19 protein-coding genes are annotated in these 25,727 nt (G+C 62.6%); 5 read left to right on the forward strand and 14 right to left on the reverse strand.

Features of this window, described 5'->3' with window-relative positions; translation table 11 throughout:
- Positions 1-38: 38 nt before the first annotated feature.
- Complete coding sequence (locus tag LQK84_RS17330; RefSeq protein ID WP_230829981.1) at positions 39-992, forward strand: NAD-dependent epimerase/dehydratase family protein; 954 nt, start codon at positions 39-41, stop codon at positions 990-992.
- A gap of 92 nt (positions 993-1,084) precedes the next feature.
- On the opposite strand, the gene LQK84_RS17335 is transcribed toward LQK84_RS17330, so the two are convergent.
- The 3 genes from LQK84_RS17335 to LQK84_RS17345 form a co-directional block, all read right to left on the reverse strand.
- Positions 1,085-1,420: a zinc ribbon domain-containing protein YjdM gene (locus LQK84_RS17335; protein WP_230829982.1), complete on the reverse strand. Its 336-nt coding sequence runs from the start codon at positions 1,418-1,420 to the stop codon at positions 1,085-1,087.
- A gap of 128 nt (positions 1,421-1,548) precedes the next feature.
- Positions 1,549-3,828: a xanthine dehydrogenase family protein molybdopterin-binding subunit gene (locus LQK84_RS17340; RefSeq protein ID WP_230829983.1), complete on the reverse strand. Its 2,280-nt coding sequence runs from the start codon at positions 3,826-3,828 to the stop codon at positions 1,549-1,551.
- A 4-nt stretch (positions 3,829-3,832) separates the two neighbouring features.
- A complete protein-coding gene (locus LQK84_RS17345) occupies positions 3,833-4,291 on the reverse strand; it encodes a (2Fe-2S)-binding protein (RefSeq protein ID WP_230829984.1) in 459 nt (152 codons plus the stop codon).
- Between the two features lie 79 nt (positions 4,292-4,370).
- Between LQK84_RS17345 and LQK84_RS17350 the strand changes: the two genes are divergently transcribed.
- Together LQK84_RS17350 and ispG are read left to right on the forward strand one after the other, a co-directional pair.
- Positions 4,371-4,967: a TetR/AcrR family transcriptional regulator gene (locus LQK84_RS17350; RefSeq protein WP_230829985.1), complete on the forward strand. Its 597-nt coding sequence runs from the start codon at positions 4,371-4,373 to the stop codon at positions 4,965-4,967.
- Positions 4,968-5,054: 87 nt separating this feature from the next.
- A complete protein-coding gene (ispG, locus tag LQK84_RS17355) occupies positions 5,055-6,302 on the forward strand; it encodes a flavodoxin-dependent (E)-4-hydroxy-3-methylbut-2-enyl-diphosphate synthase (RefSeq protein WP_230829986.1) in 1,248 nt (415 codons plus the stop codon).
- A gap of 55 nt (positions 6,303-6,357) precedes the next feature.
- Here ispG and LQK84_RS17360 read toward each other — a convergent pair whose 3' ends face one another.
- Together LQK84_RS17360 and LQK84_RS17365 are read right to left on the reverse strand one after the other, a co-directional pair.
- Positions 6,358-7,755, reverse strand: coding sequence for an MFS transporter (locus tag LQK84_RS17360; RefSeq protein ID WP_230829987.1), 1,398 nt, complete (start codon positions 7,753-7,755; stop codon positions 6,358-6,360).
- Between the two features lie 42 nt (positions 7,756-7,797).
- A complete protein-coding gene (locus LQK84_RS17365; protein ID WP_230829988.1) occupies positions 7,798-12,570 on the reverse strand; it encodes an NAD-glutamate dehydrogenase in 4,773 nt (1,590 codons plus the stop codon).
- Positions 12,571-12,819: 249 nt separating this feature from the next.
- Here LQK84_RS17365 and pdxY point away from each other — a divergent pair, with 249 nt between their 5' ends.
- Together pdxY and LQK84_RS17375 are read left to right on the forward strand one after the other, a co-directional pair.
- Positions 12,820-13,734, forward strand: coding sequence for a pyridoxal kinase (gene pdxY / locus LQK84_RS17370; protein ID WP_230829989.1), 915 nt, complete (start codon positions 12,820-12,822; stop codon positions 13,732-13,734).
- 104 nt (positions 13,735-13,838) lie between these two features.
- Positions 13,839-14,435, forward strand: a complete 597-nt coding sequence (locus tag LQK84_RS17375) for a carbonic anhydrase (RefSeq protein WP_230830072.1) — start codon at positions 13,839-13,841, stop codon at positions 14,433-14,435.
- 89 nt (positions 14,436-14,524) lie between these two features.
- Here LQK84_RS17375 and LQK84_RS17380 read toward each other — a convergent pair whose 3' ends face one another.
- From LQK84_RS17380 to tesB, 9 genes are all read right to left on the reverse strand, one after another.
- Complete coding sequence (locus LQK84_RS17380) at positions 14,525-15,343, reverse strand: lytic murein transglycosylase (RefSeq protein ID WP_230829990.1); 819 nt, start codon at positions 15,341-15,343, stop codon at positions 14,525-14,527.
- Positions 15,344-15,558: 215 nt separating this feature from the next.
- The gene (locus LQK84_RS17385; protein WP_230829991.1) at positions 15,559-16,593 is read right to left on the reverse strand and encodes an aspartate-semialdehyde dehydrogenase; all 1,035 of its coding nucleotides are present in this window, start codon (positions 16,591-16,593) and stop codon (positions 15,559-15,561) included.
- Between the two features lie 302 nt (positions 16,594-16,895).
- Complete coding sequence (locus tag LQK84_RS17390) at positions 16,896-17,699, reverse strand: exodeoxyribonuclease III (RefSeq protein WP_230829992.1); 804 nt, start codon at positions 17,697-17,699, stop codon at positions 16,896-16,898.
- Between the two features lie 77 nt (positions 17,700-17,776).
- A complete protein-coding gene (locus tag LQK84_RS17395; RefSeq protein WP_230829993.1) occupies positions 17,777-18,427 on the reverse strand; it encodes an outer membrane lipoprotein carrier protein LolA in 651 nt (216 codons plus the stop codon).
- 124 nt (positions 18,428-18,551) lie between these two features.
- Entirely contained in the window at positions 18,552-21,230 is a 2,679-nt protein-coding gene (locus tag LQK84_RS17400) for an FtsK/SpoIIIE family DNA translocase (protein WP_230829994.1), read from the reverse strand.
- A 152-nt stretch (positions 21,231-21,382) separates the two neighbouring features.
- Positions 21,383-22,606: an ammonium transporter gene (locus LQK84_RS17405; protein ID WP_230829995.1), complete on the reverse strand. Its 1,224-nt coding sequence runs from the start codon at positions 22,604-22,606 to the stop codon at positions 21,383-21,385.
- A 255-nt stretch (positions 22,607-22,861) separates the two neighbouring features.
- Positions 22,862-24,226: an ammonium transporter gene (locus LQK84_RS17410; protein WP_230829996.1), complete on the reverse strand. Its 1,365-nt coding sequence runs from the start codon at positions 24,224-24,226 to the stop codon at positions 22,862-22,864.
- A gap of 26 nt (positions 24,227-24,252) precedes the next feature.
- The gene (locus LQK84_RS17415; protein WP_330166419.1) at positions 24,253-24,603 is read right to left on the reverse strand and encodes a P-II family nitrogen regulator; all 351 of its coding nucleotides are present in this window, start codon (positions 24,601-24,603) and stop codon (positions 24,253-24,255) included.
- A 227-nt stretch (positions 24,604-24,830) separates the two neighbouring features.
- A complete protein-coding gene (tesB, locus tag LQK84_RS17420; protein ID WP_230829998.1) occupies positions 24,831-25,715 on the reverse strand; it encodes an acyl-CoA thioesterase II in 885 nt (294 codons plus the stop codon).
- Between the last annotated feature and the right edge of the window lie 12 nt (positions 25,716-25,727).

Here is a 25,727-nt window from a genome sequence, read left to right on the forward strand (position 1 = left end):
CCGCAGCGGCGAGACCCGAAGATGAAGAGGACAGTCAGATGAAGATTGCAGTTCTGGGCGCAAACGGGCGTCTCGCCCACGCCGTTGCCAAGGCCTTTCTCGCCCATGGGCACGAGGTTGTTGCCGTCACCCGCAGCGGTCGCTGCGACGGTCTTTCCGGCCGCGTCGAGTATCGCGCAGCCGATGCCATGGACCGTGCGCAGGTGATTGCCGCCACGATGGGGGTCGACATGATCTTCAACGGGCTGAACCCGCCCTATGACAAATGGGAGGGCGTTGTCCTGCCAATGGCCGGCAACGTGATGGCGGCGGCAAAGCAGAACGGTGCCGTGCATCTCTTCATCGGCAATGTCTACAATTACGGCAAGGAGATCGGACTGGCCGCCAGCGAAGACACGCCCTTTTCCGCGACGACGGACAAGGCGCGCACGCGCATCGACATGGAGGCGCTGTTCCGGCAATCGACGGCTGAGGGCGTGAAGACGATCATTCTGCGCGCCGGCGACTTTTACGGCACCGACAAGGTCGGCACCTGGCTCGATCTGATGATCGCGACCAAGATTGCCAAGGGTTCCTTCTCCTGGCCGGGTCCCTATGACCTGCCGCATGCCTTTGCCTATCTCCCCGACCTGGCCGATGCCTTCGTGCGCCTGGCGGAACGGGCCGACGAACTGCCGATGTTCTCGCAGTTCAATTTCGAGGGGCATACGTTGACGGGTGAAGATTTTGTGCGTGCTGCCGAGCGCGCCGCAGGGAAAAAGCTTGCCCGCAAGCGCGTGTCCTGGGCGCTGCTCAATGTCGTCGGGCTGTTCTCGCCGGTCGTGCGCGAAGTCGTGAAGATGAACTATCTCTGGTTCACGCCGCATTCGCTGTCGGGCCGCAAGCTCGAAGCCTTCCTCGGGAAGGTCGAGAGCACGCCGGCAGACGAAGCGATCGCCCAGTCGCTGGCCGACCATGGTTTCGTGGCACCGCCGATGGCGAGAGCCGCCTGATCAGAGAGCGTATCCGGCGACCAAGGTGTCGCCGGATACGCTGAATGTCGTTGTTTTAACGGGAAAGCGGTTTCCGACTTTCCCGGAGACGCTCAGACCTTGCGGACGAACTCGGATTTCAGCTTCATCGCGCCGAAACCGTCGATCTTGCAGTCGATGTTGTGATCGCCCTCGACGAGGCGGATGTTCTTGACCTTGGTGCCGACCTTGAGGACCTGCGAGGAGCCCTTCAGCTTCAGGTCCTTGATCACGGTCACGGTGTCGCCGTCGACCAGCAGAACGCCATTGGCATCGCGATAGCTGGTTTCTTCGCCTTGCGCTTCCGCGCCCGGCGCCCACTCATGACCGCATTCGGGACAGATCATCAGGCCGCCATCCTCATAGGCAAAGGCGGACTGGCATTTCGGGCAGGCAGGGTTCTCGCTCATGGCGGTCCTTTCAATGCCAGAACCTCCGAGAAACCCCCGGAGGCTCGGCAAAAATTCAATTGGGATGGCTGCCCTCCTAGCGCGTCGCCCACAACTTGTCGAGCGGTTGCGCACGCCAAATGATAAGGTCAGGCGATGAAGCTGATCTCGTCCTTCAGGGGCAGGGATCGGATGCGCTTGCCATTGAGAGCGAAGATCGCATTGGCCAGAGCCGGCATGACCGGCGGCGTGGCGGGTTCGCCCGCGCCGCCGAGATGGCCCGAGTTTTCCAGGATTTCGATGACGATATCCGGACACTGGTTCATGCGCATTGCGTCATAGTCGCTGAAATTCGACTGTTCCGGAGCGCCGCCCTTGAAGCTGATCTGCTGGCCGATGGCTGCAGACAGGCCATAGATCGCCCCCGACATCATCTGCGCCCTGAAGTTCAGCGGGTCGAGAACCATGCCGGGATCGGCGACGATCCAGACCTTTTCGACGCGGATCGCGCCATTCTCGTCCTTCACCTGCACGACCTCGCCCACCCATGTCCCGAAGGAGATGGTGAAGGCGATGCCCTGAGCGCGGGTCTTGTCGATCGGCTTGCCCCAACCGGACAGCGCCTGCAGCCTGTCGAGGATGGCAAGCGCGGTCGGATGCTCGGCCATCAGCTTGCGGCGGAACTCCAGAGGGTCGATCTTTCCGGCATGCGCCAGCTCGTCCATGAAGCTTTCATGCATGAAGGAGTTGAACGAGTAACCCACCGAGCGCCAGGAGGCGACGGGCGTGGAAAGCGGCGCCTTGTAGCCATCGATGCGATCATTCGGGATCGTGTAGGGCTGGTTATAGGCCCCGTCGATGATGAGATTGTCGGGACCCGCTGTCGGCAGGCTCGGCATGATGCGTCCGACCATGCCGGCCATGACGGAGGGCGAGGCGATCGATCCGTGGATTGCGACCGGCAGGCCGTCATTGCCGAGCCGGGCGCGGTATTTGCCGAGTGCCGCCGGACGATAGGGCCCGTGGCTGATGTCCTCCTCGCGCGTCCAGGTGACTTTCACCGGCCGGCCTTCGGTTTCCATGGCGATGCGGATCGCATAGTCGGTGAAATCCGGCTCGATGCGCCGGCCGAAGCCGCCGCCGAGGAAGGTGGTGTGAACGTTCACCTTGTCGCTGTCGAGACCGGTCAGCCGCGGGCCGATGATCTTGATGACGCTCGGGGCCTGATTGGGCGCCCAGACATCCAGAACGCCGTCCTTCAGGCGCGCCGTGGCGTTCAACGGCTCCATTGTCGCGTGCGAGAGGAAGGGCGCGTAATATTCGGCTTCCACCAGCTTTTCGCGGGGCGCATCGGCGAAGGATTTCTCCGGATCGCCGACCGAGCGCAGCGAGAAGCCGCCGCCGGCTGCAATCGTGCTGGCGAGGATCTTCTTTGCCTCCGCGTCGTCGCGATGGCCGGGGCCGTCAGCCCAGACGACCTTGACCGCATCGGCCGCCTTGAAGGCGCGCCACGTATTGTCGGCGATGACCGCAAAGCCCTTGCCGTAAAGGCTGTCGATGGCGATGACCTTCTTGACGCCGCGCATTTTCAGAGCTTCTGACGCGTCGAAGCTCTTCATTGCACCGCCCGGCTGCGGGTTCATGCGCACCGTCGCGTAGAGCATGTCGGGCAATTGCACGTCGATGCCGAAGATCGGTTGGCCTGTGACCTTGGCCGGCATGTCCTTGCGCGGCTGTGGCTTGCCGAGGATCTTCCATTGCGCGCGGGTTTTGAGGGTGACGTCGGCGGGCGGATCGATCCTGGCGGCATCGAGCGCCAGTTCGCCATAGGTCAGGCTCTTGCCGGATTTCGCGTCGATGACCCTGCCGGCCTCAGTCTTGAGAGAGCCTGCAGAGACGCCGAGCTTCTGCGCGGCGGCGGCCTTCAGGGTCTCGCGGGCGGTGGCGCCAGCCAGCCGCATCTTCTCGAAGCCATCGGCGAGCGATGACGAACCGCCGGTCATCTGCAGGGCGAGGAACTTGCCGACGACGCCCATGGCGTCGCGAACGGTTTCAGCCACCATCGACTGGTCGAAGGCCGGGAAGGGCGCGCCTTCGCGCAGCGCCGCGGAATTGTAATAGGCGGGCGAGGCCGGCCCGTGCTCGATGGCGATCTGCTCCAGCGCCACGTCCAGCTCTTCGGCGACAAGGGCGGCGAGCGTCGTATAGGCGCCCTGACCCATTTCCGCGCGGGGCACGATGACGGTGATGCGGTTGTCGCTCGCGATCTTGATATAGGGATTGAAGGTTGCCTCCCCCTCGGGAAGCCCCTTTTTCAGGGGGTTCTCATAGGGCTGCTTGTATTTGTAGTAGCCGAAGGCAACGCCGCCGGCGACGGCGGCAGCGCCGACGAGGAAGGTGCGGCGGGCAATTTTTCCGATCGAAGCCATGATCTCAAGCTCCCGTCTGCTGGCCGGCGGCGCGCTTGATCGCGGCGCGGATGCGGGGATAGGTGCCGCAGCGACAGAGATTGCCGCTCATGGCGTCGTCGATATCCTTGTCGGATGGCGTCGGGTTCGTCTCCAAGAGGGCGACCGCGCTCATGATCTGGCCTGCCTGGCAATAGCCGCACTGCACGACCTGTTCGTCGAGCCACGCCTGTTGCACCCGGTGCAGGGCATCCGGTGCTGCCAGACCGTCGATCGTGCGGATGTTGGACTTCACGTCGCCAACCGCCGTCTGGCAGGATCGCGTTGCCTGTCCGTCTATGATGACCGTGCAGGCGCCGCAGAGCCCGGCGCCGCAGCCGAATTTCGGTCCCTTGATGTTCAGTTCGTCGCGTAGCGCCCAAAGCAGCGGCATGTCCGGCTCGATATCGAGCTCATGGACTTTCCCATTCACTTGCAGTTTCATTTTTGCGCGCTCCCCCTGTAAGATTCCGCCGAAGCAGTCAGTTCTTGACAAAATAACGAAAAATGTCAGTATGTCAATCATGCAAGCGAAAGACCGGGATCCCAAGGCCGCAGCGATCATCGAGGCTGCCTTCCGGACCTTTTTTCAATATGGCGTGAAGCGCGCCACGATGGACGATATCGCACGGGCGGCAGGCATGTCGCGGCCGGCGCTTTATCTCGTCTACAAGAACAAGGCTGACATCTTTCGCGCCTGCGTGCTCTCGATGACCGAAGACCTCCGCGAAAAGCTTGCCGCGATCACCGATGCTACGGGTGACGCGGAGGAGCGGATCATGGCAGTGGCGCGCACCGGCATTGTCGAACCGCATGAAACCATCGGCGCGTCTGCGCATGCCGAGGAGCTGTTCGCGCTGAAATCCGAAATAGGAGCCGATCTCTTCCGCGACTGGATGAAGCTGATCGAAACGGCCATTACCCAGATCCTCGAACAGGAAGAGGCGGCGGGTCGTGTGACGCTTGAGGCTGCCGGGGTGAGTGCCGCGGAGATTGCCGGTCTCATCACCGACGGAGCGGAAGGGTTCAAGCTGCGGATGACGAGCGCGGAGGAGCTTGCCCGCCGTCTCGAGGCTTTCATCCGGCTGATGATCGGCCCGCTGGCGGTCCCGACCGCATGATGCGGAGCCGGCCGCTTGTCACGATGTTGACATCGGCCCATGTTTGATCCACCTGAACAGCATCAATTCCCGTTGAAAGCCCGAGCCATGAGCAATCCGTACGATCCGAAACCGCGCCGCGCTTCCGTTGCCGTAGACGTCGGCGGCGTTATTGTCGGGGGCGGCGCACCGGTCGTCGTGCAGTCGATGACCAATACCGACACGGCCGATATCGACGGCACGGTGGCGCAGGTCGCAGCCCTGCATCGCGCCGGTTCCGAAATCGTCCGCATCACCGTCGACCGCGACGAGAGTGCCGCTGCCGTTCCGAAGATCCGCGAGCGGCTGGAGCGTCTTGGCCTCGATGTCCCGCTGGTCGGCGACTTCCACTATATCGGCCACAAGCTGCTCGCCGATCATCCGGCCTGCGCCGAGGCATTGGCGAAATACCGCATCAATCCCGGCAATGTCGGCTTCAAGGACAAGAAGGACAAGCAGTTCGCCGAGATCGTCGAGAAGGCGATTGCCTACCAGAAGCCGGTGCGCATCGGCGTCAACTGGGGCTCGTTGGACCAGGAATTGCTCACCAAGCTGATGGATGAAAATGCCGCCAACGGCTCGCCGCTGACGGCGCGCGAGGTGACGCGCGAGGCGATCGTGCAGTCTGCCCTGCTTTCGGCCGAGCTCGCGGAAGAGATTGGCCTGTCGCGCGACAAGATCATCCTGTCCGCCAAGGTCAGCCAGGTGCAGGACCTCATCGCGGTCTATTCCATGCTCGCCGCGCGCTCGGATCATGCCCTGCATCTCGGTCTGACCGAAGCCGGCATGGGCTCCAAGGGCATTGTCGCCTCGTCTGCCTCCATGGGCTATCTGTTGCAGCAGGGCATTGGCGATACGATCCGCGTGTCGCTGACGCCGGAGCCAGGTGGCGATCGCACGCGCGAAGTCATCGTGGCGCAGGAGCTGTTGCAGGTCATGGGTTTCCGGCAGTTCCTGCCGGTGGTGGCCGCCTGCCCCGGCTGTGGCCGCACGACCTCGACGGTCTTTCAGGAACTCGCCCAGAAGATCGAAGGCGACCTGCGCAAGAACATGCCGGTCTGGCGCGAGAAATATCCGGGCGTGGAAGCGCTCAACGTCGCCGTCATGGGTTGTATCGTCAACGGGCCGGGCGAGTCCAAGCATGCCGATATCGGCATCTCGCTTCCCGGCACTGGCGAGACGCCGGCGGCGCCCGTCTTCATCGACGGGCAGAAGGCGATGACCCTGCGCGGGCCGAATATCGCCGCCGATTTCGAGGGGCTGGTCGCCGACTATATCGAGAAGCGCTTCGGCCGGAAGACGGAAGCGGCGGAGTAAGGTCAGCCGGTTCCGTTCGCGTTGAGAATGTGAGGCCGCTTTCGGGCCGCCTTTTTCATTGCCCGTCTTTCGCCGGATAGGGCGTCGCCAGCAATATGGCCAGTCCGACCACCAGGAAGACGATGATCGTCGCCATGCCGAGATGGGCCGAGCCTGTTGCCGCAGTGACGATCGAGAAGGCGAGTGTCGCCATGAAGCTCGTGGCGCGGCCGGACAGCGCATAGATGCCGAAATAGCGGCCCGCCTCCTCCGGCTTGATGCTGCGCGACATGAAGGAGCGCGACGAGGCCTGAACGGGACCGAAGGCGATGCCGATCAGCAGCCCATAGAGGATGAAGATCTTCTCGGCGGCCGTGCCGAACAGACCACCGTTATCCGTCGTCGACAGCGAGATCAGGCCGAAAAGGGTCGAGGCCTGGTCGGTCGAGATGATCCCGATAGTTGCGATCAACAGGCTGATCAGGCTCATGACCACGACACGCTTTGAGCCCAGCTTGCCATCGAGCCAGCCGGCGATGACATTGCTGGCGATGGCGACAATGTTCAGGATGATCCCGTAAATGCCGATCTCGATGGTCGCCCAGTGGAACATGCCGGCGGCAAAGGCTCCGCCGAGCACGATGAGCGCATTGACGCCGTCCTGATAGATCATGCGGCCGATGAGGAAGCGGGCGAGATAGCGCCGCGTGCGCGCCAGTTCCACCAGAGAGAATTTCAGTTCGACAAGCCCGTCCTTGACCGCCTTGGCCATGCTGACGCCGGTGCTTTTCACATCGGGCGTGAAGAAGAACATCGGCAGGATGAAGATGAAATACCAGAGCGCGGAGAGCGGCCCGGTGATGCGGGCATCCTCGCCCAGATTCGGGTCGAGACCGAAGAGCGGTGGTATGCCGATCAGCGTCTTGCCGGTCGCCGGGTCGCCCGCCAGCAGAAGGATGACGGCAAACAGCGCTATCATGCCGCCGAGATAGCCAAGCCCCCAGGCAAGGTTCGAAATCTTGCCGACATCCTTTTCCGGGATGAGGCGCGGCATCATGGAATCGTTGAAGACGATGGAGAATTCCGCCGCGAGCGTCGCCAGAATCCAGAAGATCATCGGGTAGACGATCGGCGAGCCGGGGGCGGCGAACCACAGCATCGTCAGCGACACGATCTGGATCATCGCGAAAAAGCCGATCCACTTCTTCTTGGCGCCCGTCGCATCGGCAATGGAACCCAGAATGGGCGAAAAGATCGCAATAATGAAGCTCGCGATCGTTGCCGCATTGCTCCAATGGGTCTGCGCGGAAATCGGATCGTCCGTCAGCCGCGAGACGAAATAGGGGCCGAAGATGAAGGTGGTGACGACGGTGAAATAGGGCTGTGCCGCCCAGTCGAAGAACATCCAGCCGAGAATGCCCCGGCGGGTTGTTTTCGGTGCGTCTTCAAGGACTTTCACCGCCTCATTGACCATTGATGTTCCCCGCAAACATGCCTCAAATTGCGGGGGACTGTGTCACGCCGCCTTGCCGACCGCAAGGTCGTTGAGGAGGCTTGCCGCGAGCACATAGCGGGCCAGCGTCAGGTCGCCGCTTTCGGTGATGGAGGCGAGCTGGCCGGTGATGCGCGCAAGCGTCGTCTCATGCGTCATCAGCCACTGATTGAGCGGCGCCTTGCCGCCCTTGGCATCAGTCAGCACCTGCACGGCGATCGCCCGGCGTGCCGACGAAATGTCGTCGAGGCTGCGGGCGAGTGCCTGCTCCTCATACATGTCGGCGGTGGTGACCGGGTTGGCCGGCGACAGCAGGCGGCCGATGCGAAGGGTCTCGGTGACCCCGGTGAACGTGTCGGCGGCACGGTCCAAGCTGTCGCCCGAGGCTTCCGCGACAAGGGCAATCTCGGGCACGAGGACGAGGGCCTTCAGACCTGTCAGGTCACTGGCGAGCGCTTCGGGCACGCCAATCTCCGTCAGCTGCGCCTTGCTGTCTTCCGCATCGCGCCGGGCGGCGGGCGAAAGCAGGGTGAGCGCCTTGCCCTTCAGCGCCTTCATCGTCTTCTGCAGGCGGCTGGCGGCCTCCTCCAGAGAGCCGGATATCATGCCCGCCTTGAGCACGAGGCGGGTGGCGGTGCGATAGACCTCCTCGGTCAGTGCATAAAGCTCGTTCTGGCGATTGCCGGGGATGATCGTGTCGAGCGCGTCGATCTCGCGCCAGATCGCCGGCAGGCCGAAGCCGTCGCGGACGATGATGGCGGCCTTGACGATCTCCGCCGGGCTCGCGCCCGTCACATCCGAAAGCGTCGTGACGAAGGCCGGACCGCCGCGGTTGATCACATGGTTGGCAAGTGCCGTGGCGATGATCTCGCGGCGAAGACGATGCTGGGCGATGTCATCCGCATAGGCCTTGCGCATGCCGGCGGGGAAGTAGTCGGAGAGCAGCCCGCCGAGCCAGGGATCGTCCGGCAGGTCGCTGGCGATCAGCGCATCGAAGAGCACGATCTTGGCATAGGAGAGCAGGACGCCGATTTCGGCGCGCGTCAGCGGGTGCCCGGACGCATAGCGTTCCGCCATCGTCTGCTCATCGGGCAGGTTCTCCACCTTGCGGTCGAGCTTGCCGTCAGCCTCCAGCCGCGTCATGAAGCGGCCGAGTTCGCGTCCATTGGCAAGGCCGCGCCTGGCGGTCAGCGAAATTGCCAGCGATTGCAGATAGTTGTTGCGCAGCACGAGGTCTGCGACCTCGTCGGTCATCGAGGCGAGAAGCTTGTTGCGCTTCGGCCGCGTCAGGCGCTCGTCCCGCATGGCGCTGGCCAGCGCGATCTTGATATTCACCTCGACGTCGGAGGTGTTGACGCCGGCGGAATTGTCGATCGCATCCGAATTGGAGCGGCCGCCCTTGAGCCCGAAGGCGATGCGGCCCTTTTGCGTGACGCCGAGATTGGCGCCTTCGCCGATCACCTTGGCGCGCACCTCAGCGGCGGCCACGCGGATCGGGTCGTTGGCGCGGTCGCCCACTTCGGCATCCGTTTCGGAGGCCGCGCGGATATAGGTGCCGATGCCGCCGAACCAGAGAAGATCGACCTCCGCCTTCAAGATGGCGGTCATGATTTCGTAAGGCGTGGCTGATCCCTTGGGCAGGCCGATGGTGGCTGCTGCCTCTGCCGTCAGGCTCACCGATTTCTCGTTGCGCGAGACGATCATGCCGCCCTTGGAGAGCTTGGACCGGTCATAGTCCTGCCAGCTCGAACGGGGCAGGTTGAAGAGCCGCTGGCGCTCTGCGAACGAGGCCGCCATGTCCGGATCGGGATCGATGAAGATATCGCGGTGATCGAAGACGGCGACGAGGCGGATCTTGCGCGACAGAAGCATGCCGTTGCCGAAGACGTCGCCCGACATGTCGCCGACGCCGGCCACGGTGAAGGGGGTCGACTGGATGTCGATATCCATTTCGCGGAAATGGCGCTTGACGGTTTCCCAGGCGCCGCGCGCGGTAATACCCATCTTCTTGTGGTCATAGCCCGCCGAGCCGCCCGAGGCGAAGGCGTCATCGAGCCAGAAGCCGGCTTCCTGCGCCAGCGCATTGGCAGTGTCGGAAAAGGTCGCCGTGCCCTTGTCGGCCGCGACAACGAAATAGGGGTCGTCGCCGTCGTGGCGGACAGTCTTTTCGGGCGGAACGATCTCCGCACCTTCCAGATTGTCGGTCACGGAGAGGAGCGTGCGGATATAGGTCTTGTAGGCTTCCGTTCCGGCGGTGAAGATGGCGTCACGGCTGCCGCCCGCCGGCAGGCGCTTCGGATAGAAGCCGCCCTTGGCGCCAACGGGCACGATGACGGCGTTCTTGACCTGCTGTGCCTTCACGAGGCCCAGAACTTCGGTGCGGTAATCCTCGGCGCGGTCCGACCAGCGGATACCGCCGCGCGCGACCTTGCCAAAGCGCAGGTGGATGCCCTCGACCTCGGCGCCATAGACGAAGATTTCGCGGAAGGGCTTGGGCTCCGGCAGGCCGTCGATCTCATGCGGGTTGAGCTTGAAGGCGAGCGTGGCGCGGGGCAGGCCGTAGAGCCCCTTCTGGAAATAGTTGGTGCGCAGCGTTGCGCGGATCACGTTGATGTAGCGGCGCAGAATCCGGTCGTCATCGAGGCTAGGCACGGAGGCAAGGCGCTCCTCGATATCTGCGACGATGTCGTCCTCGCGCTTGCCGCGCTGCTTGGCTGAGGCGGCGGGATCGAGCCGGTTGACGAAGAGCGCGAAGAGCCGCGCCGTGATCTCCGGATATTTGTTCAGCGTGTCGGCGATATAGCCCTGCGAATAGGCGATCCGCGTCTGGCGCAGATAGCGCGCATAGGCGCGCATCACCATGACTTCGCGAGCCGTCAGGCCGCTGGTGAGCACGAGTCGGTTGAAGCTGTCATTGTCGATGGCGCCGCTGAAGGCGGCCAGCAGCGCCTCCTCCAGCGGCTTGCGTTCGGTTGCCAGATCGATGGAGCGGCCGCCGGCATGCGCGAGTTCCATATCGTGCAGGACAACGGGCGAGGTCTCAGCCCCGTCGCGCAGCAGGAACGCGTAGGTGCTTTCTGCAATCACCTGAAAGCCGAGATTTTCCAGAAGCGGCACGCGGCGCGAGAGCGAAAGGGGCTCGCCGCCATGGAAAATCTTCAGGCTCACTTCGGAGGCCTCGCCGCCGGCACGGTAGAATTCCACCGAGACGTCGTGGGTGACGGCCTGCTTGATCTTCGCAAGATCGGCAAAGGCGTCCTTCGGTTCGAAGGCAGCCTGGAAATCCGGGCCGGTGGTCAGCGCGCAATCGTGGCTGCCGGCAAGCGCGCTGAAGCGTTCTTCCCAGGAGGTGGCGATGCTGCGGACTTCCCGTTCCAGCTCGGCCTGCGAAATACGCGGCGTCTTGCCGCCGGAGCGGCCGATGATGAAATGGACGCGGGCGACGCCCCCTTCGGGGAAGGCAGGATAGTAGGCGGAAACGCGGCCGTCATAGACGGTCTTCAGATAGTTGCCGATCTTCTCGCGCACCTCTGAGTCATATTGCTCGCGCGGCACATAGACGAGGAGAGAGACGAAGCGGTCGAAATGGTCGATGCGGGCGAGAACCCGCACGCGCGGCCGGTCGGAAAGATCCATGATCTGTTCGCAGAAGCCCGCAAGCAGGTTGCTGTCGATCTGGAAAAGGTCGTCGCGCGGGTAGGATTCCAGCACGTTCATCAGCGTCTTGCCGGAATGGCTGTCCGGCGCATAGCCGAAATGGCGCACCACCTTGTCGACCTTGGAGCGCAGCAGCGGGATCTGCGAGGCGCCCTGCGTATAGGCCGTGGAAGTGAAGAGGCCGACGATGCGCAGTTCGCCGATCACATCGCCATGCTTGTCGAAGCGCTTGATGCCGACATAGTCCATGTAGGCGCGGCGGTGGATGACGGATTTGACATTCGCCTTGGTGACGATGAGATAGTCCGGACCTTCGAGGAATTCGATGATTTCCGGCGTCGTCGTCACGGCGTCCTTGCCGAGCCTCAGCACGCGGACTTCCGGATCGGAGAGGATGCCAAGGCCCGCACCCTTGCCACGCTCGACCGTCGCCTCCGCGCCCTTGCCGGAATAGGTATATTCGCGCATGCCGAGGAAGGTGAAATTGTCGGCGCGCAGCCAGTCGAGGAAGGCAAGCGATTCTTCCTTTTCGCGGCGTCGCGAATCCTGCGCGCGAATGCCCTCGACCGCATGGTCGAGCGTCGAGACCATCTTGCGCCAGTCGCGGACGGAGAGATGCACCTGTTCCAGCACGCTCTCGATGCGCTTGATCAGCGCTTTGGCTGTGTCGGGCGCGACGCGCGTCAGATGGATCTGCATGTGGCTGACGCGGCTTTCCGGGGTGCTGCCATCGTCGCTGACATGAAGCCGCGGCTCCTTGCCGTCTTCCACGATCAGGATCGGATGCACGACCATGAAGATGTCGCGATGCGTGCTGGTCAGTTCGCCCATGACGGAGTCGAACAGGAAGGGCATGTTGCGATCGGTGACGGAGAGGACCGATGCGGCCACGCCATCCGGCGCCACGGCGTCGAGATTGGCGACCGTGACGCGCGCACCCTTGCCGTCCCAGGCAGCGATCTCGGCTGCGGCATGCGCGCTCCCGGCAAGCAGCATGTCGGGGCCATAGGCCTCGATGTCGTCGGCGCTTGCCCGGCCGTAGAGGATGATGGGATCGATCGCTGGAAAGTCCGCAGCCTTGGCGGCCTGCCGGGCTGCCTCCAGAACCTTGTCGCGCTTGGGGTTGCTGCGGCCTGCCATGAAACGTCCTCCCGATGATTTGTACGGAACCATATCAGAAAACATGAATTTTTTGAGCCGAATGTGAAAATCGGCGAAATTCGTAACTTTCCGTCAGATTCTCGGCGATTTTCATGACATTTCTGCCATTTCCGGATCGTTTTTAAGCATTTTTGCACGAGCGCTGCGATTTTTTGCCGAAATTGCAATAAAGCCGAAACGTTGACATGCGACCCAGAGCGGGTGATCACAGAGCCCTGAAGCGGAGTAATGCGTTTGGACCAGAAGAAGACGATCCTGTCGATTTCGAGCCACGTCATCCGGGGTGGCGTTGGCAACCGCGCTGCGGTCTTTGCGCTGGAATCGCGCGGGCATGCGGTCTGGTCGGTGCCGACCGTCATCCTGCCCTGGCATCCGGGCCATGGGCGTTCGACGCGCATCCCGGTGGAAACGGCGGCCTTTGCCAGTGCACTCGAAGACCTGAAGGGATCGAAATGGCGGGGCGAGGTCCGCGCCGCGATGACCGGCTATTTCGCCGATGCCGGACAGGTTCGCGCTGCGGCTGATCTCATTCGCGCCTTCAAGGCGGCGGATCCCGATTTTCTCTATCTCTGCGATCCGGTCATTGGCGATGCGGGCGGACTTTATGTGGCCGAGGCGGTTGCCGCCGCCATTCGCGATGAGCTGCTGCCGCTTGCGGATCTCGCGACCCCCAACCGGTTCGAACTCGGCTGGCTGGCCGGCGCGCCCGTTGACGACAATGCCGGCATTGCCGCCGCCGCACGCCTCACAGGCATTGCCCGTGTCGTGTCCACGTCTGCCCATGCGATGATGAAGGGGGCGATCGCCAATCTCCTGGTCGAGGGCGACCGTCAGGTTCTGGCCGAGCATCAGGCGCTCGATGCCGCGCCAAACGGTCTGGGCGACCTGTTTTCTGCGCTCCTGCTGTCGCATGTCGTTGAGGGCCGTTCGGCTGAGGAGGCGCTTCGCCTGTCATCCTCCAGCGTGTTCGAAGTGGCCGCCCGCTCGATCCGCGCAGGCTCGGATGAACTCCTGCTTCAGGCCGAGGCGGCATCGCTGAGCACGCCGATGGCAAGCGTTGCGATCCGGCATCTCGTCAGCCCCGTTTCGCTTCGCAGGCGCAATGTCGCCATCACCCCGCTCGATAATGAGCCCGCGCCTTGATTGACGTTTGCTGCGAATGCTAAGGATGGCTGGCTTCAGTCCAGCAAAGGCGGATCACCTTGGCGCAGTTTCCTGACGAACTTCTGAACGGCTATCGCAAGTTCATGAGCGGCCGTTACCTTGAAGAGAGCGACCGCTACCAGAACCTGGCCAAGGACGGTCAGAAACCGAAGGCCATGATTGTCGCCTGTTGCGACTCGCGTGCTGCCCCGGAAACCATCTTCGACTGCGGACCGGGCGAGCTTTTCGTCGTTCGCAACGTCGCCAATCTCGTGCCCCCTTACGAGCCGGACGGGAATTACCACTCGACATCCGCCGCGCTCGAATTTGCCGTGCAGGGGCTGAAGATCCGCGACATCATCGTCATGGGTCATGGCCGTTGCGGCGGCATCGGCGCAGCGCTGTCGCCCTCGACAGAGCCGCTTTCGCCGGGCGATTTCATTGGCAAGTGGATGGGCCTGCTCGATGAGCCGGCCGAACAGATCCGCAGCGCCGGCATCCTGACGGCGGCCGAGCGGCAGCGGGCGCTGGAGCGCGTCTCCATCCGCAACTCGCTGCTGAATCTCCGGACCTTCCCGTGCGTGAAGATCCTCGAAGACGCCGGCAAGATGCGGCTTCATGGCGCCTGGTTCGACATTTCGACCGGCGAGCTCTGGATCATGGATGCGGCGAGCGGCGATTTCATCCGCCCGAAGCTCTGAGCCGGTCAGCGCATGACCTCAAAAAAAGAATGCCCGGCGACCTCAGGTCACCGGGCATTTCTCATTCGTTTTCCCAGGTCGCAGCGAGATCAGTGACCTTCGATCTGCTTGCCCATGATGGCGATGGCCTGCTGATAGACGGTCGCGGCGTTCCAGCCCTGGATGGCGCCGAAGTTCGGCTCACCCGGCTGATAGCCGGCACCGGCGCGCCAGCCGTGACCCTTGAGGAAGTTGGCGGTGGAGGCCAGCGCATCGGCCTTCGAGCCAGCCAGATTGATGCGGCCGTCGCCGTCGCCGTCGACGCCGTAAAGCAGCACGTTCTTCGGCAGGAACTGCGTCTGGCCAACCTCGCCATGGGCGGCGCCCGTGGAGTTGACCGACAGCGTGCCGGCTTGCACGAGCTTCAGTGCGGCATAGAGCTGGTCGGTGAAATATGCCGTGCGGCGGCAGTCATAGGCGAGCGTCGAGACTGCCGACAGCGTGTGCTGGTCGCCCATGTAGCTACCGAAGCCGGTTTCCATGCCCCAGATGGCAATCAGCGGGCCGGGCGAAACGCCGAAGCGGCTCTGGATGCTGTTGAAGAGGGCAGCGTTGGATTTCAGCATGGCGCGGCCGCGCGAAACGATGCCGGCGGAGCCGCGCTTCTTCATGAACGCATCGAGCGAGAGCTTGAAGCTGTGCTGGCCGCGGTCGGCGCGAATGGTGGGTACGTTGTAGTGAACGTTGGAAAATACGTTGTCGAGAACCGATGGCTTGATGCCGTTCTTGGCAGCTTCCGCCTTGAATTCCTGCACCCAGGCTTCAAAGCCGGCGCTGTTGTTTCCACATTTCGCAGCCTCGGCAGGATTGGCAAAGGCAACCGTGACCATCAGCGCTGCAGACAGGCCCAACCATTTCGAAAATTTCATTCAACGCCCCCATTTTTAAAGAACGGCGCAGCCGCGCCCCATATTCGCAATCTCTGTCGAGTGAACCGACTCAAGGTCTGCATCAAGATGCCGTGCCTTCATTGAGCGAAAATGGTGGCTTTTCGCAACCTGGCCCGTCGGTGGAGGCCATCAAATTTCGGTGACTGCTCCGCCCCGCCGGCAATTGCGGCGGAGCGGAGAGCGAAATGTGCCGATCAGGCAGCCTTGCGCTTGGCCTTGATCAGGCCGCGGTTGACGAGCAGTTCCGCGATCTGGATGGCATTGAGGGCGGCACCCTTGCGCAGGTTGTCGGAAACGACCCAGATGTTGAGGCCGTTCTCGACGGTGGCGTCTTCGCGGATGCGCGAGATATAGGTCGCATCTTCACCGGCGCATTCGTAAGGCGTGATGTAGCCGCCGTTCTCATGCTTGTCGATGACGAGGCAGCCGGGGGCTTCGCGCAGGATTTCGCGGGCCTTTTCGGCGGTGATCTCGTTTTCGAACTCGATGTTGACCGACTCAGAGTGGCCGATGAAGACCGGAACGCGCACGGCCGTGCAGGTCACCTTGATCTTCGGATCGAGCATCTTCTTCGTCTCGGCCAGAACCTTCCACTCTTCCTTCGTGTAGCCGTCTTCCATGAAGACGTCGATATGCGGGATGACGTTGAAGGCGATGCGCTTCGTGAACTTCTTGGTCTCGATCGGATCGGCGACGAAGACGGCGCGGGTCTGGTTGAACAGCTCGTCCATGCCGTCCTTGCCGGCGCCGGAAACCGACTGGTAGGTCGAGACGACGACGCGCTTGATCTTGGCATAGTCGTGCAGCGGCTTCAGCGTGACGACGAGCTGGGCGGTCGAGCAGTTCGGGTTGGCAATGATGTTCTTCTTGGTGAAGCCTTCAACAGCGTCGGGGTTCACTTCCGGAACGATCAGCGGCACTTCGGAATCGTAGCGCCATGCCGAGGAGTTGTCGATGACGACGCAGCCCTGCGCGCCGATCTTCGGGGACATCTTCTTCGAAACGTCGCCGCCGGCCGACATCAGGCAGATGTCGGTGTCGGAGAAATCGTAATTCTCAAGATTGGAAACCCGCAGCGTCTTGTCGCCGAAGGACACTTCCGTGCCGACGGAACGGCTGGACGCCAGCGCCACGACCTCATCGGCCGGAAAGCCGCGTTCGGACAGAATGTTGAGCATTTCCCGGCCTACGTTGCCGGTTGCGCCCGCGACTGCAATCTTGAAACCCATGTCTTCGCTCTCTTTCTTTTCTCTCCTCGTCCGGTGAGGGGGGAACCTGACCGAAATCAGGTTTCCTGTCCCCGGCCGGGCCGGGGAGAGAGCGGCAGGCCAGAGACGTCAGACGGTTTTCGTCGTCGTCGTTTTGGCCTTGGTTTTGGAAACGAAAGAACGGAAAGCACCGCAGTCGCAAAGCGCTGCGTCAATCATGCCGGACATGTGTTGGTCACACGAAAGCATTGGCCCGTCCTTTTCCGCTGCTGCTCATACGCTCTTTTGGCGAAGAGTCAATATTTGCAGGGCGCGGCTTTTGACTAAAATGCGAAGCGGGCGATCACCGGAACGTGGTCGGACGGCTGCGTCCAGCCGCGCGCCTCGCGCAGGATTTCGATGTCGGTGACATGCGGGGCAAGATCGGGCGAGGACCAGATATGGTCGAGCCGGCGGCCCTTGTCGGCGGCGTCCCAATCCTTGGCGCGATAGCTCCACCAGGTGTAGAGCTTCTGCGGCTCGGGGAATTTCTCTCGCATCAGGTCCGACCAGCCGCCTTCTGCAATGATCGCCTTCAGTCCGTCGGTCTCGATCGGCGTATGGCTGACGATCTTCAGCAGCTGCTTGTGCGACCAGACATCGTGTTCGAGCGGCGCGATATTGAGGTCGCCGACGAGGATCGAGGAGCGGCCGGTGCCGTCGAGCGCGCGCATGGCCCGCATTTCCTCAATGAAATCGAGCTTGTGGCCGAATTTCGGGTTGATCGTGCGGTCCGGTTCGTCGCCGCCGGCGGGAACGTAGAAATTGTGCAGGCGGATATTGCGGCCGGCATGTTCGAAATCGACCGCGAGGTGCCGCTTGTCGCCGACGCCGCAGAAATCGCGGGTCTCGTGGATGTCGATCCTGGCTTTCGCGACCGTGGCGACGCCGTGATAGCCCTTCTGGCCGCTCACCGCCATGTGTACATAGCCGAGCTCGCGGAAGGCCTCATAGGGAAACTCTTCGTCGCGGCACTTGATTTCCTGCAGGCACAGAATGTCCGGCTGGAAGCGGGTGAGGAACTCACCGACGATCGGCATTCTCAGCCGCACGGAGTTGATGTTCCAGGTGGCAAGCGTGAAGGTCATGACAAAAAGGTCCTGCAGGGGTTCTCCGGCAGGACCTATTCGGTGATGGCGTGGATGTCCAACAAATTCAGCGGCGTTTACTTGCCCGGAGCCGTCGGCTTCATCTGGTCATAGGGCAGCGCGAAGACGCTTTCGGCAAAATCGACGCCAGCCTTCACGTTGTAGATCATGACCGAGGTTTCCTTGCCCTGCGCGTCGGTGATCGTCCATTGGCGCAGGTCGTTGGTGGCGGGGTCGAACATCATGGTGATGGTCGAATCGCCGAAGATCGACTTGTCGCCCAGAACGATGGTCACGAGATCGGGGTCCTGCTTGACGCTGCGGACCATCTTGCCGGTCAGGTCGATCTTGTCGTTGAGCAGCAGTGCCAGCGGCGTCTTGGACAGCGGATACTGGTCCCAGGTGCCGAGCTTCATGTTGCCGACAACGAGGGTGCGGCCATCGGAAATCACGCGCATCGGCGAGGGGGCGTCATAGTTGAAGCGGACCTTGCCGGGGCGGGCGATGTAGAACTTGCCGCCGGTCTGGTCGCCGCGCGGACCGAACTGCACGAAATCGCCCATCATCGTCTTGATGCTGGAGAAGTGGTTGGCGATTTCCTGCGCCTTGTTGTTCTGCGCGCCGGCCGGCGCGGCAAACAGCCCAAGCGCCAGTGCCAGCGTGGCCACAATCGTCGCAAGCGGACGCTTCATGTCAGCCATGCCCGCAAAAACTTTCAGGAATTTCATTCTCGTCTCCTCGAATCTTCCTTTATCTCTCAGGCAAACGCGGCGCCTTCAAGGCGAGTTCCGCGTGTATGCTTAGGTCTGCCGTTATCGCAAAACCGCTGCACACTTTTGCGCGATCTGCCTGTCACACGCCGCCGGTAATGTCCGATTCGGTTGGAACGAGGATTTCGCGTTTGCCGGCATGGTTGGCCGGACCGACGATACCTTCCTGTTCCATGCGCTCGATGATCGAGGCAGCGCGGTTGTAGCCGATGCCGAGACGGCGCTGGATGTAGGACGTCGAGGCCTTGCCGTCGCGCAGAACGACCGCGACTGCCTGATCATAGGGATCATCCGAATCGGCGAGGTTCGACGTACCGGCTGGGCCGCCACCTTCACCATCGCCGTCTTCGTCGTCCGCCGTGATCGCGTCGAGATATTGCGGCACGCCCTGCGTCTTCAGATAGGCGACGATGTCTTCGACTTCATGGTCGGACACGAAGGGGCCGTGGACGCGCTGGATGCGTCCGCCGCCGGCCATGTAGAGCATGTCGCCCTGGCCGAGCAGCTGTTCGGCGCCCTGTTCGCCGAGAATCGTGCGGCTGTCGATCTTCGACGTCACCTGGAAGGAGATGCGGGTGGGGAAGTTGGCCTTGATCGTACCGGTGATGACGTCGACCGAGGGGCGCTGCGTTGCCATGATGACATGGATGCCGGCGGCGCGCGCCATCTGGGCCAGACGCTGGACCGCGCCTTCGATATCCTTGCCGGCGACCATCATCAGGTCGGCCATTTCGTCGATGATGACGACGATGTAGGGCAGGGGCTTGAGCGCGAATTCTTCCGTCTCGTAGACGGCCTCGCCGGTTTCGCGGTCAAAGCCGGTCTGTACCGTGCGGGTGATCGCCTCGCCCGAGGCCAGCGCCTGCTCGACGCGGGTGTTGAAGCCGTCGATATTGCGGACGCCGATCTTCGACATCTTCTTGTAGCGGTCTTCCATCTCGCGCACGGTCCACTTGAGCGCGACGACGGCCTTCTTCGGATCGGTCACGACCGGCGACAGCAGATGCGGAATGCCGTCATAGACGGAAAGTTCGAGCATCTTCGGGTCGATCATGATCAGGCGGCACTTTTCCGGCGAGAGCCGATAGAGCAGCGACAGGATCATGGTGTTGATGGCGACCGACTTGCCCGAGCCGGTGGTACCGGCTACGAGAAGATGCGGCATCTTGGCAAGGTCTGCAATGACCGGCTCGCCGCCGATCGTCTTGCCGAGGCTGAGCGCCAGCTTGCCCTTGGCGTCGTGGAATTCCTGGTTTTCGATCAGTTCGCGCAGGTAAACCATCTCGCGCTTCTGGTTCGGCAGTTCGATGCCGATGGCGTTGCGGCCCTGCACCACGGCGACGCGGGCGGCGATCGCGCTCATCGAGCGGGCGATGTCGTCGGCGAGACCGATGACGCGCGACGATTTGATGCCGGGGGCCGGCTCCAGTTCGTAAAGCGTGACAACCGGGCCCGGACGGACATGGATGATCTCGCCCTTGACGCCGAAGTCGTCGAGAACGCCTTCGAGCAGGCGGGCATTGTGTTCCAGTGCTTCCGGCGACAGCGTCGAATCGCGGCCGGTCGATTTCGGTTCGGCAAGCAGCTCGGTCGAGGGAAGGATGAAGCTGTCATTGCTGCTGTGGGCGCGCGGCGTCGGGGCCGGCGCACGCTGGGTGGTGCGCATCGGGGCCGGGCGGGGCGCTTCCGCGGCGGGCTGGCCCTGCGGGGCTGCGACGCGCTGCGGCTGCGGCGGCATGGAGACGCGCGGGCTTGCGGCCGCCGGGCGGCTCTGCGGCACGTCGATATCGAAGGGCGCGTCGTCGTCCTCGTCGAAATAGGGGTCGGCGGGCGGAGCTGCGATCACGCGGCGCTGAACGGCGGCAGCGTGAACGGGGCGCTCTTCATGCGCAGGCGAATAGGGCGCTTCATCGATTTCGGCGGCGTCCGGATCGACGCTGGCATATTCGTCCTCGTTGAAATCGTAGGGCTCTTCGATGTGGCCGCTGCTGCGGCTCGAGGCCTGGATGCCGAAGATGCGGCGGAAGCGGGCCTGCCAGTTATACCAGTGATGCGCTGCGCCACCGAAGAAGACGGCGATCGGCGAATAGCTTTCGTCGTCCTCGCCATCGTCGCGGGCGTCCGCCTGGCCCTGAGCGACCGTGCGGGCATTGGAGGCGGCGGAAGACTTCGGAGCGCGTTCCGGCGGATTGCGCAGCAGGAGCCCACAGGCGATCATCAGCAGCCACGCGGCCGGAACGGCCAGAACGATGCCGAGGATGAGGCCGAAGGTCCCGCTCGGATAGGCGCCCGCGAAAAGGGCAGGCAGGCGCAGGATGAGATCGCCGGCCACGCCGCCAGCACCGTTGGGAAGCGGCCAGGTGATCGGGGGCGGCACGCAGCCGACGGCTGCGGCGGCCAGAACCGATCCGCCGAACCAGGCGGCAAAGCGCTGCGCCACCCGGTTGATTCGGCGGTGGAACATCAGCGCGATGGCAAGGCAGAGCGGCGGCAGCAGCGAAATGACGCTGGCGAGGCCAAAGAACTGCATGATGATGTCGGCAAAGACCGCGCCCGGATAGCCGAGAATGTTGGTCGCCGGCCTGCCTGTCGCAAAGCTCAGGCTTGGATCGGTGACGTTCCATGTCGACATGGCGGCCACGCCCAGCGCCAGCAGTGCGAAAAGCGCAATGCCGGCGGCAAGGCCTGCCTGCCTGATGATGAAGGTTGAAAGCGCAAAGCCCTGGGGCCTGCCATCCAGCGCTACCGTCGTCCGTGCCATGGAATCCAGCTCGTTTACTCAAATCACGATCAGGCACCGCCGGTCGCAGCGATGCCATGTTGAGCCGACGTTAGCAGGCGGAGAGTTAAAGCCCCTTTAACCATCCGCCTTCAGAAACTGTTTTCCTTTCGAAAGAGCGTGGCACCGAAAGATCAGCGGATTTCGGCTTCCGGCGACGAACCGATCTTGTGGATCGACAGGTCCGCGCCGCGATATTCCTGTTCCTCATCAAGGCGGATGCCGATCGTGGATTTCAGCACGCCATAGACCGCAAAGCCGGCGACGGCGCCGAAGGCTGCGACAGCGAGAGAGCCTGCGACTTGCGCCACGAGCGAAACGCCACCCATGCCGCCGAGACGTTCGAGCCCGAAGATCCCGCAGGCGATGCCGCCCCACAGGCCGCAAAGTCCGTGCAGAGGCCAGACGCCCAGAACGTCGTCGATCCGCAGCCGTTCCTGGCAGATATGGAAGCCGCGCACGAAGATGATGCCGGCGATTGCGCCGGTGACGAGTGCGCCGATCGGATGAAAGACATCGGAGCCGGCGCAGACCGCGACGAGGCCGGCAAGCGCGCCGTTGTGCACGAAGCCTGGGTCGTTGCGGCCCATGACGGCGGCCGCGATGATGCCGCCGACCATGGCCATCAGCGAGTTGATGGCGACAAGACCGGAAACGCTGGTGAGCGATTGCGCGCTCATGACGTTGAAGCCGAACCAGCCGGTGCACAGAAGCCACGACCCGAGCGACAGCCAGAGGATCGATGACGGCGGAAAGGGATGCGAGCGGCCGGCGGCGGTGTAGCGGCCCTTGCGGGCGCCAAGCGTGATCACCGCACCGAGCGCGACCCAGCCGCCGAAGGCGTGAACGACGAGCGAGCCGGCAAAGTCATGCAGCTTGGTGCCGGTCAGTGATTCGATGGTTGCCTGGATGCCGTAATTGCCGTTCCAGACCACGCCCTCGACGAGCGGATAGAGGAGGCCGACAAGGGCGAGCGTCGCAATGCTCTGCGGCAGGAACTTCATCCGTTCGGCGATGCCGCCGGAAATGATCGCCGGCACGGCGGCGGCGAAGGTTGCGAGGAAAAAGAACTTCACCAGCGTCAGCCCCTGCGCGCCGAACAGGGTTCCGCCGGCAAGGCCGGAAAGCTCATGGGCGCTGACGAAGAAGGAAATGCCATAGGCAATCGGGAAGCCGATGGCGAAATAGGCGAGCGTCGACAAGGCGAAGTCGACAAGGATCTTCACGAGCGCATTGACCTGGTTCTTCTGGCGCACCGTGCCTGCTTCCAGGAAGGCAAAGCCGCCGTGCATGGCGAAGACGAGAATGGCGCCCGTCAGCAGAAAGAAGACGTCGCCGCCGATATGTGTGTGATCCATGGTATCCGCCCAAATTTTATTCTCTTGTTGCAGCGGATGCAATCAAGATGCATGCCAAATGGGCAATGCCTGCAAAACAGGCGCCTGCGGTGTTTTTTCTGGCTGCTCCTGGTGATATTTTATGCAGCTTGTGCCGATGGTTTCGGCATGTGCAAATAAAAAAGCCCGGACAGTGAGGCCCGGGCAAAACGTGCAATCCGAAGATTGCGACGGGATTGAAGGAGCGCGCGGTTCTCGCCGCGCTGCTCGCCGATCTTAGTTGTGGTAGGCAGCTTCGCCGTGGGACGAGAGGTCGAGACCTTCGCGTTCGGCTTCCGGAGCAACCCGCAGGCCGATGATGAGGTCGGTCACCTTGTAGAGGATGATCGAGCCGATACCGGTCCATGCAACGGTGGTCAGGACAGCTTCGATCTGAACCCAGACCTGGTGGCCCATGGTCACGCCTTCTGCATAGCCGATGCCGCCGAGGCTGGCCGATGCGAGAACGCCCGTGCCGATGGCGCCGAACATGCCGCCGATGCCGTGAACGCCGAAGACGTCAGCGGTGTCGTCGTAGCCGAACTTGTTCTTCACCACGGAGACGAAGAAGAAGCACAGCGGGGAGACGAGTGCGCCGAGGACGATTGCGCCCATCGGGCCGGCAATGCCGGCTGCCGGCGTGACGGCAACCAGACCGGCAACCATGCCGGAGATTGCGCCGAGCATCGAGGCCTTGCCGCGGACGATCTTTTCAACCAGCGACCAGGAGAGCGTTGCAGCAGCGGTGGCAACGAAGGTGTTGACCGTTGCGAGCATCGCACCGCCCGAAGCTTCGAGGTTGGAGCCGGCGTTGAAGCCGAACCAGCCGAACCAGAGCATGGCAGCGCCGACCATCGAAAGCGTCAGCGAGTGCGGAGCCATCATGTCCTTGCCGTAGCCAAGACGCTTGCCGACCATGATCGCGCCAACCAAACCGGCAACACCGGCGTTGATGTGAACGACCGTGCCGCCGGCGAAGTCAAGTGCGCCGAGCTTGAAGAGAAAACCGTTCGCGTCCCAGACCATGTGAGCGACCGGGAAGTAGACGAAGGTTGCCCAGAGACCGCAGAAGAGCACGGCAGCGCCGAACTTGATGCGCTCGGCGAAGGCGCCGAGGATGAGGGCGGGCGTGATCGCCGCAAACGTCATCTGGAAGAGCATGAAGATCATTTCAGGAATGACGACGCCCTTGGAGAAGGTTGCCGACGTCGTCGACGTGGTCACGCCGGCGAGGAACATCTTGGCGGTGCCGCCGAAGAAGGCGTTGGTGCCGCCGCCAAAGGCGAACGAATAGCCGTAGATGACCCACAGCAGCATGACGACGCAGCCGACGACCGTCGTCTGCATCAGAACCGACAGCATGTTCTTGCCGCGGACGAGGCCGCCGTAGAACAGAGCGAGGCCCGGGACGATCATGAACAGAACGAGCAGGGTCGAGATGAACATGAAGGCGGTGTCGCCCTTGTTCGGGATCGGGTCAGCGGCGGCAGCAGCTGCTGCTGCAGGCGCGGCAGCGTCCTGCGCAAATGCAACGACGGGCGCGAGGAGCGCCGCCGCTGCGAGGCCTGCCCGGCCGAGAATGGAAAGCTTCGATGAGGACATAGATATTAACTCCCTGAACGCAACGCTTAGAGCGCTTCGGAATCGGTTTCGCCGGTGCGGATGCGAACGGCGTGGTCAATCGAGTAGACAAACACCTTGCCGTCGCCGATCTGGCCGGTCTTGGCGCCGGAAACGATCGCTTCGACCGCCTTGTCGACGAGGTCGGAGCCGACGGCGACCTCGATCTTCAGCTTCGGCAGGAAGCTGACCGCATATTCGGTGCCGCGGTAAATTTCAGTGTGTCCCTTCTGGCGCCCGTAGCCCTTGACTTCGGTCACGGTCAGGCCCTGGATGCCAACAGCTGTCAGGGCCTCGCGGACCTCGTCCAGCTTGAACGGCTTGATGATGGCCATCACAATCTTCATCTGGTTTCCCATCCTTCATGTGTACGCCCCAAAGGAGGGGCAACGCGTCATGCCGCCGGTCGGATATCCGTCCGGGACCGCATTGACACATTCAAGGTCCGTGCCAGATTCGAAATTCAGAGGAAGTAGCTGAAATTATTAATGAAAAATGACAGCTTCGGTTCTTGGCCGAAAATTGTCGAAAATGTGGAGCTGTTGATCGCTTAAATATTGTGCATATTTTTCAATTTGCCGATATTTTAATCAGTTGCACGTTTCCGAATCAAACCTTCCTGTGCCACCGAAGCGACCAGAACGCCGGAACGATCATAAAGGCTGCCTCGCGTCATGCCGCGCGCACCGGAGGCGCTGGGGCTGTCCTGAACGTAGAGCAGCCAGTCGTCGAGCGAGAAGTCGCGGTGGAACCACATGGCGTGATCAAGGCTGGCGACCTGAAGCCTGCTGTCGAAGACGGAGGTGCCATGCGCATAGAGCGAGGTGTCCAGGAGCGTCATGTCGGAGAGGTAGGCGAGGATCGCCGTCCGGAGGCGGCGGTCGTCCGGTGAGGGGCCTGTTGTCCGCACCCAGACATTCTGCAGCGGTTCGAGCTGCTGGCGGTTGAAATAGTCTTCCGGATAGGCCGGGCAGAATTCGATCGGGCGCGGGCGCAGCCAGTAGCGGCGGATCGCCTCGGGGGCGTTTTCGACATAGCGCGACACGATGTCGCCCTCGCCGCCCAATTGTTCCGGCGTCGGAACCGGCGGGATCGTCTGCTGGTGTTCGAAGCCTTCTTCGTCTTCCTGGAAGGAAGCGGAGAGCGAGAATATCGCCTTGCCGTGCTGGATCGCCACGACGCGGCGCGTGGTGAAGCTCTTGCCGTCGCGGATGCGGTCGACCTCGTAGACGATCGGGATCGACGGATCGCCGGGGCGCATGAAATAGGCGTGCAGCGAGTGCACGAAGCGGGCGTCGTCCACCGTGCGCTGGGCGGCGACGAGGGCCTGCGCGATCACCTGTCCGCCAAACACGCGCTGCCAGCCGACCTGCGGGCTGGTGCCGCGAAACAGGTTTTCCTCAAGCTTTTCCAGATCAAGCGTGGCGATCAATTCCTGCATGGGCGAAAAATTGCCTGCTTCGGACGACATGTTTGATCCTTC

This window comes from Rhizobium sp. C4 (assembly GCF_021026315.1).
In the GTDB taxonomy this organism is placed as follows: domain Bacteria; phylum Pseudomonadota; class Alphaproteobacteria; order Rhizobiales; family Rhizobiaceae; genus Ensifer_A.